The following is a 16,911-nucleotide window of genomic DNA, read 5'->3' on the forward strand; positions in this document are numbered from 1 at the left end:
AGGCGCTCGGCGGGCGCGGCGGGGTCGAGCGGGACGTAGTAGCCGCCCGCGCTGAGAATGGCGAGCACGGCCACGACGAGATCGAGCGAGCGGTCGAGACAGAGCGCAACGGGCACGTCGGGGCCGACGCCGCGCTGCTGGAGGTGATGCGCGAGTTGGTGAGCGCGCGCCGCAAGCTGCGCGTAGGTCAGCGTGTCGCCCGCGTAGCTCAGCGCGATGGCGTCGGGCGTGCAGGCAGCCTGGGCGGCGAAGCGCTGGTGGAGGCAGGCGGACAGCGGGAAGGCGGCGCGGGCCTGGCCCAGGGCGAGCAGGTGGGCGCGCTCGGCGTCGGGCAGCAGCGGTAGGTCGCGGAGGCGGGCCGTGGGCTGGGCAAGAATGCCCGCGAGCAATGTCTGCCAGTGTCCCACCATCCGCGCGATCGTCGCGCCGTCGAAGCGCCGACCATCGTAGTGCAGCTCTAGCCGCAGCTCCGATCCTGGCCGCACCACAAGCGTCAGCGGGTAGTTCGTTTGCTCGATCGCCTGCGCCTGGCCGACGGTGATCTGGCCGCTTAGCTCGCGCAGCGCCGCATCGACCGGGTAGTTTTCAAAGACGACGATGCTCTCGAACAGCGGCAGGCCGCGCTGGATCTCGCTCCACGCCTGCACCTGGGCCAGCGGGCTATACTCGTGCTGCCGCAGCGCCGCCAGCCGATCCTGCAATTGCTGAAGCCATGGCACGAGCAGCGCGTGAGGCTCCACCCGCACGCGCACCGGCAGCGTGTTGATGAATAGCCCGACCATCGTCTCTACGCCCGCCAGCTCTGCGGGACGCCCCGCGAGCGTGCTGCCAAAGACGACATCAGCCTCGCCGCTGTAGCGGCTGAGCAGCAGCGCCCACGCGCCCTGGATCAGTGTGTTGAGCGTCAACTGGTGCTGCCGCGCCAATGTTTGGAGCGCGTCGGTCATGGCCTGCGACAGCGTCACATGCTGCTGCGCGGGCGGCTGCTCCTGGCTGGCCGCGCCCGCCTTGTGATCGAGGCTCAGCGGCGTTGGAGCGGTAAAGCCCGCCAGCGCCCCGCGCCAGAACCGCTCGGCGGCGACAAGATCCTGCTGCTGGAGCCAGGCAATATACTCGCGGTAAGGCCGTGGATGATCCAGCGCGAGCGGCTGCTCGCGGCTGAGTGCCTGGTAAGCCGCGAACACATCTTTGAGCATAAGCGCGGCTGACCAGCCATCCAGCAAGATATGGTGATGACTCCAGACGAGTTGATAGCGGTCATCGGCGAGCTGAATCAGCGTCAGCCGCATCAGCGGCGCGGCGGTCAGATCGAAGCCGCGCTCCCGGTCGGCGCGCAGCCATGCTTCCAGACGCGCGGCCTGCTCGTCCGGCTCCAGCCCGCGCCAATCGTCTTGCGCCAGCGGCACCGTCGCGTGTCGCCTGACAACCTGGATCGGCGCGCTGAGGTCGTGCCAGTAGAACAGCGTACGCAGCGCGGCGTGGCGATCGACGGCGTGCTGCCAGGCGCGCAAAAAGGCCACGGTGTCGAGGCGGCCATGCAGCGGCACGTTCATCTGCTGGACGTACACGCCGGAGCGCGGCGCGTAGAGCGCGTGGAATAACATGCCCTGTTGCAGCGGGGAGAGCGGGTAGATCGCTTCGATCGGCGCGTGGCCGGGCTGTCCATTGGTCTGGACGATCCCGGTGACAACTGTGTCTAGCTGCTCCTGGCTCAGCCGCACGTCGGGAAAATCCGAGGGCGTGTAGCTGCCCGCTGTGTGGCAGCAGTGGTCGATCAGCGCGCGCAAGGCCGCTGTAAAGCGCGCGGCCAGGCTTTCGATCGTTGTCCGACGATGCGACTCCGTGCTGTAGGTCCAGGCGACACGCAGTTGCCCGCCGCTGATGCTGGCGTTGATTTCGAGCAGATGGCTGCGTCGGGCGCGTGGACTCCGCGCGGGTCCGCTTGATTCACGCGCCGGAACGAAGAGCGCGGCGAGATCAGCGCCCTGGTCGATCTGGCCCAGGTAGTTGAAGCTGACTTCGGGCTGTGGCAGGGCGCGCAGGTGTGCCGCGATCATTGCATCGCCGCTGAGGTAGCGCATCAGACCGTAGCCCAGGCCACGCTGCGGTATCTGCCGGAGCTGCTCTTTGACCCGCTTCAGCGCCGCGCCTGGATCGGACTCCGCGCCCGGCTCGATCAGCGCCGGGAACAACGTCGTGAACCAGCCGACCGTTCGCGACAGATCGACGCCGGGGAAGATGTCTTCGCGGCCATGACCTTCAAGATCGACCAGCAGCGCCGAAGCGCCGGTCCAGGCCGCGAAGGCCTGCGCCAGCGCCGTCAGCAGCACCTCGTCGATCTGCGTGTGGTACGCTTCCGGCATATCACGGAGCAGGGCGCTCGTCTCTTCTGCCGTAAGCTCGACCGTGATCGTCTGGGCCGCTGCCTCGGTGTGTGCGCCGCCGACCAGATCCTCCGGCAGACGTTCGGCGCGCGATTGCTCCAGCCAGTATGCTAGCTCCTGGCGCAGCTCGTCTGAGCGCGCGTAGATCAGCAGCCGCTCGGCCCAGGTCTTGAATGAGGTTGTTTTGGGCGGCAGCTCGATTGTCTCGCCTCGGCTGACCTGGATGTAGGCTCGTTGCAGATCTTCCAGCAGAATCCGCCACGAGACGCCATCGATCGCCAGGTGGTGGACGACGATCAACAAACGGCTGGCCTGCTGCGGGCCGAGATCGAACAGCGCGACCCGCAGCAGCGGCCCGTCGGTCAGGCTAAGGCTTGTCTGCAAGCGTGCCGCCGCCGCCTCGATCGCCGATCCTTGCGCTGCAAGCGGCAGCGCCGCCAGGTCGATGCGCGTGAAAGGCGTTTCGGCGTCGGCCTCCGCGATCCTCTGCTGCCAGCCAGCGGGCGTGTGCCGAAAGCGCAGCCGGAGCGCGTCGTGGTGGCGTAGCAGGTGTCGAACGCTCTGCTCAATGGCTCGCGCGTCCAACGGCTGCCGCGCTTCGAGCACTAGCGCCTGATTCCAGTGCTGCGGATCGTGCAGCTCGCGCTCGAAGAACCAGCGCTGGATCGGCGTCAGCGGCACGGCTCCTGTCACCGGTCCCTGCTCGGCGCTGGCGATCTGCGCCGCGCCCACGACCTCCGCCAGCTCGGCGATCGTCTGGTGCTGGAAGAGCTGCCGGGGTGTGAGCCGCAGCCCCGCCTGGCTCGCCCGCGCGACGATCTGAAGACTCAGGATTGAGTCGCCGCCGAGCGCAAAGAAGTTGTCGTGGATGCCAACCTGTGGAACGCCCAGAACGTGCCGCCAGATCGCCGCCAGCTGATCCTCGACCGGCGTGCGCGGCGCGACGATCGTCGTCTCGTCGGAGCCGTAATCGGGCGCGGGCAGCGCGTTGCGATCGATCTTGCCGTTGGGCGTCAGCGGCAGCGCGTCGAGCAGCACAAACGCGGATGGGATCATGTAGTCGGGGAGGTACGCTCCCAGGAACTCGCGGAGTTCCGAGTTCAAGGTTTCAAGTTCAAACTTCCAGGTTTCGGGTTCCTGGCTCCTGTGTGTGCCCGGAGGGCGCCCGTTCTTTGCTCTTTGTTCTTCTACGACATAGCCTACCAGCCGCGGCCTGCCCGCGTCCTCGCGCACGACGACCACGCTCTCTCGGACCGCCGGATGCCGGTTGAGCGCGGCCTCGATCTCGCCTAGCTCGATGCGGAAGCCGCGCAGCTTGACCTGATGGTCGAGCCGCCCAAGGTAGAGCAGGCTGCCATCCGGCAAATAGCGCACACGATCGCCGGTCCTGTACAAGCGCGCGCCTGGCTGCCCGGCGAATGGGTTGGGGATGAATCGCTCGGCGGTGAGGTCAGGGCGGTTGTGGTAGCCGCGTCCAAGCTGCACGCCGCCGATGTACAGCTCACCTGGGACACCCACAGGCACGGGCCGCAGCGCTGCATCGAGCACATACACCTGCGTGTTGCTGATCGGCCTGCCGATCGGCGGCGGGCCATCGTCGGGCGTACACCGCGCGACGGTGCTCCATACCGTCGCCTCTGTGGGGCCGTAGGCGTTGAAGAAGCGCCGCCCCGGTGCCCAGCGGTCGACGACCTCGGCGGAGCAGGCTTCACCTCCGGCGATCAGCGTGTGCAGCGCGGGCAGATCGTGTGTGGCCTCCGGCAGGGGCAGCGCCGCCAGCAGCGACGGCGGCAGTATGGCTGCGGTGATCGCCTGATCGCGCAGCAGATCGAGCACATCCGCTCCCGGCTGGAGCGCGTCTGCGGGGGCCAGCACCAGCGTCGCGCCCGCCCGCAAGGCCATGACGATCTCAAAGATCGAGGCGTCGAAGCTGAGCGAGGCAAATTGCAGCACGCGGCTGTCGGGTCCGAGCGCAAAGGTCTTGACCTGCGCGTCCACAAAATTGCGCAGCCCGCCGTGAGTCAGCAGACAGCCCTTGGGCGTTCCGGTCGACCCGGAGGTATAGATTATATACGCGAGCTGATCGGGCCGGATCGCCATCGCCGGGCTGTCCGCGCCTGTTTGTTCGAGCAGCTCCCAATCATCCACGCAGACGATCCGCATGGCCTGATCGCCGACGGCAGGCACGCTCGCCGCCAGCCGCCGCTGCGTCAGCAGCACGGACGGACGCGCATCTGCCAGCATGAACGCGAGACGCTGCGCGGGATAGGCCGGATCGAGCGGCAGGTAGACGCCGCCCGCCTTGAGGATTCCCAGCAGGCTCACGATCAGCTCCGGCGCGCGCTCCATGTACACCGCGACCACGGCCTCTGGCCGGACGCCAAGCCCCCGCAGATGATGCGCGAGCTGATTGGCGCGTCGATCGAGCGCGGCGTAGGTCAGCCGCTCCCCGGCGTACGTCACGGCGATCGCATCGGGCGTGCGCTCGGCATAGGCCGCACATGCATCATGGAACCAGACGCTCTCGGCGTGCGGCGCGCTGGTGGCGTTCCAATCGACCAGCAATTGCTGCTGCTCGGCGTCGGTGAGCAGCGGCAGGTCGACGAGGCGCTGCTGCGGATCGGCGCTGATTGCCGTGAGAACCGTCTGGAAATGCCCAAGCAGCCGATCGATCGTCTCCGCGTCGAACAGGTCCGTTTTGTAGCCACAGGTCGCGCGCAAGCCCTGCGCGGTGGGCGTTAGCTCCAGCGTCAGATCGAATTGCGCCGTGCCGTTATCGAACTCCATCGGTTCGAGCCGGATGTCGGGCAGGCTGAGCGACGGTAACGGCACGTTTTGGAGCACAAACATCGCCTGGAAGAGCGGATGACGGCTCAGGTCGCGCTCCGGCTGAAGCTCGTCGACCAGCATCTCGAAAGGCACGTCCTGATGCGTGTACGCGCCCAGCGTCGTCTCGCGCACGCGGCTCAGCAGCTCGTGGAGCGTCGGATTGCCGCCGAGGTCGGTGCGCAGCACCAGCGTATTGACGAAGAAGCCGATCAGTCCTTCCAGCTCGGTGCGCGTGCGGTTGGCGATCGGCGTGCCGACCACGATGTCGGTCTGCCCCGTGTAGCGCGCGAGCACGATCTTGAACGCCGCCAGCAGCGTCATGTACAGCGTGACGTGCTCGCGCTGGCTCACGCGGGTGAGCGCCTCGGCGAGCGGCGCGGGCAAGACCACGGAGCGGCGCGCTCCCTGGAACGTCTGCACGGCTGGGCGCGGTCGATCGGTAGGCAGGTCGAGCAGCGGCACGGAGGCAAGCTGCCGTTTCCAGTAGTCGAGCTGCCGATCGAGAACTGTTCCCTGTAACCACGCCCGCTGCCAGATCGCGAAATCGGCGTACTGGATCGGCAGCGGGGTGCCTACCGAGGCCAGCGCCGGGTCGGCACCGCTGGTCGATGCAACATACAGCGCGGCAAGCTCGCGCAGCAGCACGCCCAACGACCAGCCATCGCTGATGCTGTGGTGCATGACGATCAGCAGCACGTGCTCCTGCCGGGTACCCTCTGGGTGCAGCCGAAACACGGTCGCGCGTAGCAGCGGGCCATGCTGAAGATCGAAAGGCCGCTGCGTTGCCAGGGCTGCACGTCGCCGCGCCTCGGCCTCCTGCTCAGCGGCGGGCAGCCGGGTACCCTCTGGGTGCAGATCGACCAGCGGCAGCTCGATCGTGAGCGCGGGCGCGATGACCTGAATCGCCTGGCCGTCGACGCCTGCGCCGAAGGTCGTGCGCAGCGCTTCATGGCGCTCGACGATCAGGTTGAGGCTGCGGTGCAGCGCGGCCAGATCGAGCGCTCCTGTCAGCCGGACGGCGGCGGGGACGACATAGCCCATCAGATCCGGCTCCAACTGGTGCAGGAACCAGAGCCGCTGCTGCGCGAACGACAGCGGCACATCGCCGTCGCGCATGGTCGGCTGGATCGGCGGCGCCAGCTCTTCGGTCGTGGCATGTCTGGCCGCGTCGATCTGCGCCGCCAGCTCCGCGATCGTCTGCGCCTCGAACAGGCTGCGCAGCGGCAGATCGACCCGATACGCCTCGCGGATGCGCGACATGACCTGCGTTGCCAGCAGCGAGTGCCCGCCCAGCGCGAAAAAGTTATCGTGGACGCCCACCTGCTCGACGTGCAGCAGTTGCGACCACAGCCCGACCAGCAGCTCTTCGGTGGTGGTGCGCGGCGCGACCGGTACCTGCTGAAGGCCGGGAAGCCAGGTTTTCTGCGCCTCGATCGCCGCCAGAATCCGCTCGGCCTGATTCAGCTCGCCCGCGATCTCATTCAGCAGCGCCGATGGCGCAGGCGTGCCACGTGCAGCGCCGCGATCGGCGGCTGGCTGCTGCGGACGCGACTCGTGCGCGGCGCGATCGGTGGGCGGGTGGTAGGCGACCGTCGCGGCGTAGCCGACCGGGAACTCGTAGCGCCACTGCTGGCTGCGTTGGCGCTTGAACGCCGCGCCGATGCTCTCCAGAAAATCACGGGCTGGCTGATTTCTCGCTGTCGGAATACAGGTCACGCTGATCCGCTCCCGACCAAACCGCCGCGCAACCTGGGCCAGATGCGCGAACATCTGATGCTCGACGCCGCGACCGAGCGCGCGGCAGCTCAGCAGAAACGTGTCCAGATCGAGCGCCTCGGCGGTTGCCACGGCGATCAGCACGCCGACGAGGCCATAATCGCCAAACCGATCGCGGACATGCACCGTGAGACACGAGACGTTCGGATCGTGGCAAAGGTGCTGGATCTCGGCCTCGGAGCGGCGGATCGTCGTGAGATTGAACTGATTGGTCCGCTGTGTAAGCTGCGCCACGCGGCCAAGCTGCGCGGTCGTAATCGGCGCGATCTGCACCTCAAGGCCAAGCCCGGCCAGAAAATCGTCGAGCGTCGACGACTTGCGCAGCGATTCGCGCTGCACATTTTGTTGATACAGCTCGGCCCGCTGCCGATCCTCTGCGGTGATCTTCAGATGGTCGAAGGCCCACACATGCCGCAAGAAGACCGGAATAGCGCGGGCATCGGTTGGTAGCTGGATCGTCAAAACCTCAGGGCAGTTGGCCTGCACCTCGGCGCACTCCACCGGGCTATCGTCGATCAAGATGATGCTGTCGATGCCAAGCCCGAGCTCATCCGCCAGCGCCCGCAGATTGTCCGACTTGGCCTGCCAGTTGACACGCCAGGCGGCGATATGCTCGCGTCGCAGCGGCATGTCGGGGCGCTGCGCGAAGACTTCGGCGACATCGGCCTCGTTGTTCTTACTGCACAGACAGATCAGCATGCCCGCGTCGCGCTGCGCCAGCACGAACTCCTGAAGCGCTCTGCGCGGCGCGTCGATCACGATCCCGCGCGGCCCGTCCTCGCCGCAGACGCCGCCCCAGAGCGTCTGGTCGCAATCGAGCGCGATCACTTTGTAGGCCGTGCGCTGGATCACGTAAAGCTTGCGGGCGATAGTCGTGCCCAGCGCGGTGAAGAATGTCGGCGTAAACGGCACATGCCCCAGCTCGTCGCCGTGCGGATCGTAGTGCGCGGCAATCGGGTAGGTGCTGAGCAGCTCGGCGCTCCCGACGAGATACACGCCCGGAAAAGCGGCCAAACGCGCCGCCAGTTGCGCCTCGATCTGCGCCAGGGCGCGTGTCTGCTCGGCGCTGGACGCAGGACAGATGCATACGAGGTACGGCACCTTGGCGCGCTGCGCGGCAGCCTCAAGCGCGTCCGCCAGATCCAGCGCCGTTTGCTCGACGCCAGCGTATGGGTCGGAGCGGCTGCTCGTGGCCGCTTCCTCGTCGGCGCGTTTGAGCCAATCCTCAAGCCGCACCAGCACAACATTCACGCCGCCGCGATTGGCGGCAAGCAGGCTGGCCGGATCGAGCAGTTGTTGAAAGACCTGGCTATACGGCGCGAACTCGATCCTGGCTGCGATCGACAGCTTCTCCAGCCAGAAGCTCAGCGGCTCCGCGACCGGCTCTGCGGTGAACGTGGCGGCCACCGCGATTGTTTGCGCGCGGTCGCGCCGCCGAGCCGCCTCGGCTCTGGCAGCCAGCGCGTCGGGAAGCTCGAACTGTGCCAGCGCGGTCGCCGGGCGGCGAGTCCACTGCTCAAGCGTGGCACAGTACGCCGCGACAAGCTGCTCGATCGTCTCGGCGTCGAACAGGTCGGTGCTGTACTCACAGCTCAGGTAGATTCCTTCGGGCGCTTCTTGCGCGACCAAACGCAGATCGAGCAGCGCGATCTCAGGGTCCAGCGGCACATTCGCGGCGCTCAGCTCTCGGCCAAACGCGGGCGGCTGCGCGTATTTTTGCAGCAAGAAGGCGACGTTGTAGAGCGGGTTCTGGCTGAGCGTGCGGTCGGGATTGACCGCCTCGACGATGCGATCGAACGGCGCGTCCTGGTGCGCGTAGGCGTCGAGCACTGTGCTTTTGACCTGATCGAGCAGCTCAAGCGCGGTCGTCGCCTCGGATAGCCGCGAGCGCAGCGGCAGGAAGTTGATAAAACACCCGACCACTCCCTCGGTTTCGGCGTGCGTGCGGTTGGCGACGACCGTACCGACGACCAGATCGGTTTCCCTGCTCCACCTGAACAGCACGATCTTGAAGGCGGCCAGCAGCGTCATGAACAGGCTGGCACCGCGCTGTCGGCTCACGGTTTGCAGCGCCTCGACCAGCTCATTGGGCAGCAGCGCCGAGGCGACAGCGCCGCGAAACGTCTGGCGCGCTGGCCGTGGCCGATCGGTCGGCAGGGCCAGTGTCGGCGGCGCGGGGCTGCCCTCAGGTCCCAGGTGCTCACGCCAGTAGCGAAGCTGCGCATTCAGCGCGCGCTCGTGCAGCGATTGTCGCTGCCAGACCGCGACATCGGCGTACTGAATCGGCAGGTCCGGCAAGAGCGCGGGCTCCCCCGTCACCGCCGCGACGTAGAGCGTCGCCAGCTCGCGCAGCAGGATGCTGACCGACCAGCCATCGGCGACGATGTGATGCAGCGTGACGATCAGCAGGTGATCGTCGTGGTCGAGCCGCAGCACCAGCGCGCGCACCAGCGGCCCGTGGCGCAGGTCGAAGGGTCGGTGGATCTCATCCACAGCCCGGCGACGTGCCTCGGCGGCACGCTCGTTCGGCGGCAGGTCGCACAGATCGAGCACTGGCAGCGGCACCGTCAGCGCCGGAAGAACGATCTGCGTCGGCTGCTCGTCCGCGCCGTCGGTCGGCCCGGCAAACGTCGTGCGCAGCGCCTCGTGTCGCCGCACGATCGCCTGAAGGCTGCGCTCAAGCGCGGTATCGTCCAGCCTGCCGGTCAGGCGCAGCACGCTCGGAATATGATAGGCCGCGTTGCCGGGCGTGAGCTGCTCGATCAGCCAGAAGCGCTGCTGCGCAAACGAAAGCGGCAGATCGGCGTCGCGCTGAGCCGGGCGAATCGTCATCTGCCGCTCAGTCTGGCCCGTCTGCTCGTCCCCGTCGATCAGCGCGGCCAGCGCGGCGATCGTCGGAGCTTCAAAAAGGCGGCGCAGCGGCACATCGACACCGAAGGCAGCGCGCACACGGGCGATGATCTGCGTCGCCAGCAGCGAGTGGCCGCCAAGCTCAAAGAAATTATCGTGCGTTCCGATCCCTGCGCGCTTGAGCACATCCGACCAGATCGCGATCAGCGCGGCCTCGGTCGGCGTGTGCGCAGGCTCCAGCAGCGCGTCGGCATCTTCCAGTCCGTCGAGATCGAGCAGCCCGATGCCCTCGCGCTCAGGCGCGGGCAGCGCGCGGCGATCGACTTTGCCGTTGGGCGTCAGCGGCAGCGCATCCAGCAGCACGAACGCGCTCGGCACCATGTACTGCGGCAGCTTCGCGCTCAAAAACTGATGCAGCTCGGTCGGCGTACAGCGCTCATGGCCGAGCACGACATAGGCGACGATCTCTTTGCTGCCCGGCTCGTCTTCGCGGACGAGCACCACGCGGTCGCGCACGGCGGGATGCTGATCCAGCGTCGCGGCGATCTCTTCAAGCTCGACCCGAAAGCCGCGAATCTTGACCTGCTGATCGCGGCGGCCACGGAACAGCACCGTGCCGTCAGGCCGGTAGCAGCCGAGGTCGCCGGTTTTGTAGAGCCGATCGGTTGGCGCGTCGGTGAAGGGATTGCACAGGAAGCGCGCTTCGGTCTGCGCGTGATCGCCGAGGTAGCCGCGCGCAAGGTAGGGCGTGCGCAGGTAGATCTCGCCAAGCTCGCCGATCCCGGCAAGCTGCCGCGCCGCGTTGAGCACGAGCACCTGCACGTCGTCGATGCCGCGACCCAACGGCACCGGCTCGGCGCTCGCTTCGGTATCGTCGGCTGCGAGCGTATCGGAGACGATCAGGTAGGCCATCGCCTGCGGCGTTTCGGTCGCGCCGTAGAAGTTGACGCAGGTCACGCTCGGCGCGAGCGCCCGAAGCTGCGTAACATCGCGGCGGGTCAGCATGTCGCCGCCGAAGAAGGCGTAGCGCAGCGTGGGGATCGCCCCCGGCACCGTCGACTCCGCCAGCAGGTAGCCCATCGCCGGGGTCAGGTGCGTCACCGTGATCGACTCGCGCTGCATCCAGTCCGCCAGCCAGCCCGGAAAGCCGATCTGCTCAGGATCGGGGATGCACAGCGTCGCGCCGAGCCACAGCGGCGTGAATATATCGCGCAGCAATGGATCGTGCGCCAGGCCGGAGAGCATGCTGAAGCGATCGGTTTCGTCGAGGCCAAACGTCTGGCAGTGCCAGGCCAGAAAATGCGCCAGCGGGCGGTGCGTGCCGAGGATCGCCTTGGGAGCGCCCGTCGAGCCGGAGGTGAAGGCGACGTAGGCCAGATCATCGGGCGCGACCGTCACGCCGGGATCGTTCGGTGAGCAGGCAGCGAGCGGGCTATCTGCCGCGCCCTGCGGCGAGGACGGCAGCAGCAGCCGACAGCGACAGGTATCGGCCACGAACGCCGCTAGCTCGTCGGGAAGCGCGCCCGCCGCTTCGAGCTGAATCCAGCCGCGCGGTGCCGCGATCCGCAGCGCGGCCAGCAGCCGCGCGGGTGGATAGGCCGGGTCGAGGATGACAAAGGCCGCGCCTGCTTTGAGGATTCCAAGCAGCGCCACGACCAGCGATGCGCTGCGGTGGGCGTAGATCGCGATCAATTCCTGGGGCTGCATGCCCTGCGCGATCAAGTAGCTGGCGACGCGGTTGCTCGCCGCCTCAAGCTCGGCGTAGGTCCAGACCGAGTTCGCGTCGATCAGCGCTGGCTTGTCGGGCAGGCGGCGGCTCTGGCGGGCAAACTGGCTCTGCACCAATCCGGGCCATGCCAGCCGCAGCGCCGCCTGAGGGTCCGGCAGCCGCGTGCGCGCCGAGGGCGTGACCAGCGAGAACTGCGCGATCTGCTCGTCCGGTCGCTCGACGATCTGATCGAGTAGGTACACGAACTGCGCCAGCAGCTCGGCGATGCGCTCGCGCTCGAAGATGTCGGCGTTGTACACGAATTCAAGCCGAATGCCGTCGGGCTGGTCGTTGACGTACAGCGTCAGGTCGAATTTTGCCCCGATGTCGGGCGGCACCAGGATGTTGGCGCTCAAGCCCCGCAGCGCGATGTCGGCGTAGGGGTAGTTGAGCATATTGAACAAGACATGGAACGGCGATCCGTGCTGTCCCTCGCGTTGAAGCGACAGCTCCTCCAACACCTTCTCGAAGGGCACGTCCTGATGGCTGTATGCTCCGACGGTGGTTGTCTGTACGCGCCTGAGCAGCTCGCGAAAGGTCGGGCCGCCCGAAAGGTCGGTGCGCAGCAGCAGCGTGTTCAGGAAGCAGCCGATCAGGTTTTCGATCTCGACATGCGTGCGTCCCGCGATCGGCGTGCCCAGCACGATGTCATCCTGCCCGGTATGGCGGAAGAGCAAGAGCTTGAACGCTGCCAGCAGCGTCATGTAGAGCGTGACGCCCTCGCGCTGGCTCAGCCCGTTGAGCGCCTCGGTCAGCGCCCGCGACAGCGTGATGTCGAGGCTCGCGCCCTGGTACGATTGGATCGTCGGGCGGGGATGATCCAGCGGCAGCTCAAGGGCCGGAGGCAGGTCGGCGAGGCGCTGCTTCCAGTAGGCGATCTGCGATGTCGCCGCGCTGCTCTGCACCCAGGCGCGCTGCCACGCGGCATAGTCGGCGTACTGGATCGGCAGTTCCGGCAGGGGATTGGGAGAACCGGTGCTGAGCGCATCGTAGAGCGCGGCCAGCTCGCGGATCAGCACGCCCAGCGACCAGCCATCGGCGATGCTGTGGTGCAGCGTCAGCAGCAGCACATGCTCCCGATCGTCGAGCCGGAGCAGCGCCGCGCGCAACAGCGGGCCGCGCGCCAGGTCGAATGGCCGGAGCGCCTGCTCGTCCGCGAGGCGCTGCGCCTCCGTCTGCCGCTGGTCGGCGGGCAGCCGGGTACCCTCTGGGTGCAGATCGACCGGCGCGAGCATGATCGGTCGCGGCGGCGCGATGACCTGGAGCAACTGTCCATCGAGGGCCGCCCCAGCCTGGACAAACGTCGTGCGCAGCGACTCATGGCGGCGCACGATCTCGCTCAAGCTGCGCTCCAGCGCCGCGACATCGAGCGGGCCGCTGAGCTGTACTGCGCCCGAAATGTTATACACGGCGCTGTCTGGCGTGAGCTGATCGAGCAGCCAGAGCCGCTGCTGGGCAAATGAGGCCGGCAGCTCTGCGCTGCGGTCGATCCGCTGGATCTGCGGCCTCGTAGCAGTAGCAGCCTTTGCTTCGCGGAGAAACTCGATGATTTCGGCTTTGCGCGCGACCAGCGCGGCGCGAAGGTCCGCCGTGAGCGCGCCCTTCGGCGCGTTGTAGGCGAGCTGATCGTCGTCGAGCCAGAGCTTGATGTCGCGCTTCTGCAACTGTGCGAGTAATTCAGCAAAGGTCATGCAACTCTTCCTTATAGCCTGCGGCCATCAGAATAGGCTTGATCGTCGGCCTGATCGACCGCCACAATCCGTAGCTCGCTGGTATAGCGCCGTCCCTCGGCGTCCGGCAGCCAGAGCTGGCTCAGCGTCGGCAGCATCTCGGTGATCGTGATCGATGCCGTTGGCCCGCCCTGCTCCATGGTCCGGCGCACGGCTTTCGCCAGGATGTTGACTAGAATCGGGCTGTCGAAGTCGACATAAAACGGCTTGCGCTCGATCGAGGCTTTAACGAAGACCTGACGCGGCAGATCATGCTGGCGCGCCCAGCGCCGCGCGGCGAGAAAACGCTCGGCCTCGGCCTTGATCCGGGCGAACGGCAAGGCACCCGGATCGAAGCGCCACGTCTCGCGGGCGACGACGAGCCGATCGATCGTCACGCGCGGTGTGTGCAGGCCGGGGCTGAGGATCTTAAAGCCATCGACGATCTCCAGCGATACAATGTCGGCGAAGAACTCCACGATGTCGAAGCGCTGCCGTCCGTCGCGGGTGCGAACCTCTAGCCCGCGCTCGGTCTTTGCCACAACCAGCGCGCCGATCGGCAGGACACGGGCCTCTGGTGGAGCGCAGGCGTCGTTGGTGAAGGCCAGCCGAACATCGCGCGCTGCGATGAGATCCGGGCGGGTGCGCGAGGTAATCTCCTTCCAGGTGCGCGGCGTGATCGGCACAATTCGTGGTTCGGGCAAGTCTCGCTCGACCGCCGCGAATAGCTCGGCTGGCGATGGATGCTGCTCGATGAAGAACGAGCCGCGCAGCGTGTTGGATGCCAGGTGCAGCTCGCCCATGACGAAGTGATACTCGTCGCGCTGAATCGCCTCCGGGCTTGCGGCTGCGATCATCACGTCGGGGCTGTGGTACCGCGCGCTCTGCCAGCCTGGGCCGGGCGCATCGAATGCGGCGGCAACCGCCGATTGCAGCGCCGCGCTGGTATAGTCCACCTGCCGCTGGTCGTCAGGAAGCGCGAGGATCGCCGCCCAGCGCTCCTGGAACAGACGCATCACCGTTACGACCTGCGGCGCGTGATCGCCGAGCAGGCGGATCTGGACCTGCTGCCAGAAGCTCGCCATCTCGACGGTGCCCGATCCTGCATGCGGCGCAAGATCCGCGTAGATCTGATCGAAGGCCGCGCGGTAGATCTGCGCCGCCTGATACGTAAACCAGCGCGCGCTCGTCAGCAGCAGCGACAGCGGCGGCCCAAGCTCTGCCAGCAGCGCAGGTCCAAACGTCACATCGATGTCGCGCTGCGTATCCTCATACACCAGCGTCCGAGCGGCATAGGTCGCGCCCGCGCCTCTGGTCGCGGCCTCGCCGGTCAGTCGCGTAAAGGCGCTTGCCAGCGCATCCAGCGCCCGATCCACATCATCCGCGCTTCCGGCTGCCTGGGCAACGGCGTCGCGCAGCGTATCCAGCTCGTCGAGCGCGGCCAGCGCGGGTTGTCGCAGACGCTCCTCGCCGATGCGCTCAAGCAGCCGCCGCAGCGCATGCTCAGGCCGCGACGCGAACGGAATTTCCAGCTTCCACACGATCAGACCAAGCGTGCTGAGCTGATCGAGCAGCCTGTAGACCTCGGCGTCGCTCTTGACCTGGAGCGGATAGAGTCGGCGCAGGTCGGCGGCAATCGTTCGCGCCGCGCGCTCGCCATTACACGCCTCAAGCGCGGCTGCCTGCGCCGCCGAGAGCTTCGCCGGGCTTTTCGAGGGCCGGTAGAGCGTCGTGCCGCTGAGATCGATCGACGGTAAGCGCCGGGGCGCGAGCCAGGGACGGAGCCAGGTGTTGTTGCCGAGCGACTCGACGAGCGCGTCGATCGCCCACTGCTCGAAGGAAACCATGCGGCTTCTGAGAAGCTGCGGGCCGGGCCGTACGCTGGCAATCGCGCCATCCGAGGCCAATCTCGCCCAGCCAACCGGGCCGAAGAAGCCGATCGTATCGTTTTTGACGCAGTAGCGCTGGAGGTAGTTCGCGATCAGCTCCTCGTGCTGGCGCATCTTCGAGCTGCGCGTGGCCGATCGAGCCGCTGATTGCAGCGTCGCGACCACCGTATGCAGCGCGTGCCGGTTTTGCCAGAGCAGCGCCTCGCGAAACTGCTCGCTCGCGGTAACGTCGGCAAGCGTTTGGGTGATGCCGTCGACCGTCGCCGCAAACGCCGAATCAAACGCCGCGCGATGCCGGTCGAGCTGCTCGCGCGCCGCTCGCAAGGTCGCGATCTCCGCTGCAATCGATGCGGGCACCGCCTGCGGCTCTGGTAGCTGGCCGCGCTTGAGCGTTTGTCGCGCTTCGATCAGCGGCATGCGCAGCTCGCTATTGTCCCAGGAGTCCGCCGCGCGCAGCGCATCGAGCGCCCGGTTGACGACGACCAGCGCTGCGGTATACGCCTGCTCGACCCGTTCCTCTGCGTCGATGAGTTGGTCGGCGCGCGCCGCGCACACATCATCGGCCAGATCGAGGACGTTTGCGGCGGGAAAGCCCGCGCCGCGCAGGCCCGACCAGCGCCACAGCGCCCAGTGCTCGCCCGGAAGGCGAATCAGATGCTCCGCCAGGGGCGAGTCCGCGCCGCTAGCATGAGCCTTCGGCTGCGAGGCGATTGCCTGTGTTTCGGTGGTGTCTTGCGGTCGCTCCGTCATCCCTGCCCTGCGTTTCTAAGCGACCAGCGCTTCCGGTGCTGCTGGCTCATAAGCGCCCTTCCTCACGGTCGTCGTCGGCTGGTACGTCGATGCCGGAGGTAGCCCAGCGCACCATATCGATATGCTCAGCCAGCGCGGCGATCGTCGGCGTTTCAAAGAGCCGGTGGACCGGCAGATCGATCTGAAACGTGCTGCGCAGCCGGGCGATCACCTGTGTTGCCAGGAGTGAGTGTCCGCCAAGCTCAAAGAAGTTGTCGCGCATCCCGATGCGGTCGAGCTGCAATACCTCGGACCAGATGCCCGCGATGGCTTCCTCGGTCGGCGTGCGCGGCGGCTGGACCCGATCGGCGGCTTGCAGCCCTGAGCGCTCAGGCGCGGGCAATACGCGCCGATCGACCTTGCCGTTCTCGGTCAGCGGCAGCGCGTCGAGCAGCACAAACGCGGATGGGATCATGTAGGCGGGCAGGCGTGCCCCCAGGAACTGCCGCAGTTCAGAGTTCCAGGTTTCGGATTCCTGGTTGCTTGGTGCCTGGTTTGTCGCAACGTACGCCACGAGGCGGGGATCGCCAGGTGTGTCCTCGCGCAGGAGCACGACGGCCTCGCGCACGGCGGGATGCTCGGCCAGCACGGCCTCGATCTCGCCCAGCTCGATCCGAAAGCCGCGCAGCTTCACCTGCTGGTCGATCCGCCCCAGGAACTCCAGCGTTCCGTCCGCCAGATACCGCGCCAGGTCGCCCGTCTTGTACAGCCGCCCGCCCCCCGTGCCGCTGAACGGATCGGGCACGAACGTCGCGCCGGTCAGCGCGGGCTGGTTGAGATAGCCCCGGCCCACGCCGTCGCCGCCGATGTACAGCTCCCCGTGCGCGCCCAGCGGCACCGGCTGCATCTGCCGATCCAGCACATAGAGCTGCGTGTTGGCGATCGGACGCCCGATCGGGATCACGCTCGGCAGGCTC

At 67.1% G+C, this 16,911-nt stretch carries 3 protein-coding genes; all 3 read right to left on the reverse strand.

Annotation, left to right across the window (positions count from 1 at the left end):
• Positions 1-13,298: amino acid adenylation domain-containing protein (locus VFZ66_00455; protein ID HEX6287623.1), on the reverse strand; the 13,298-nt coding region annotated here is incomplete at its 3' end.
• A gap of 11 nt (positions 13,299-13,309) precedes the next feature.
• Complete coding sequence (locus VFZ66_00460) at positions 13,310-15,955, reverse strand: lantibiotic dehydratase (protein ID HEX6287624.1); 2,646 nt, start codon at positions 15,953-15,955, stop codon at positions 13,310-13,312.
• Positions 15,956-16,001: 46 nt separating this feature from the next.
• Positions 16,002-16,911, reverse strand: a 910-nt coding sequence (locus VFZ66_00465) for a phosphopantetheine-binding protein (protein HEX6287625.1), incomplete at its 5' end; no start/stop codon positions are given.

The sequence above is a fragment of the Herpetosiphonaceae bacterium genome (genome assembly GCA_036374795.1).
Taxonomy (GTDB): domain Bacteria; phylum Chloroflexota; class Chloroflexia; order Chloroflexales; family Kallotenuaceae; genus LB3-1.

Coding starts and splice junctions, on each gene's coding strand:
- VFZ66_00460 (HEX6287624.1), bottom strand. CDS start 15,955: ATGACGGAGCGACCGCAAGACACCACCGAAACACAGGCAATCGCCTCG.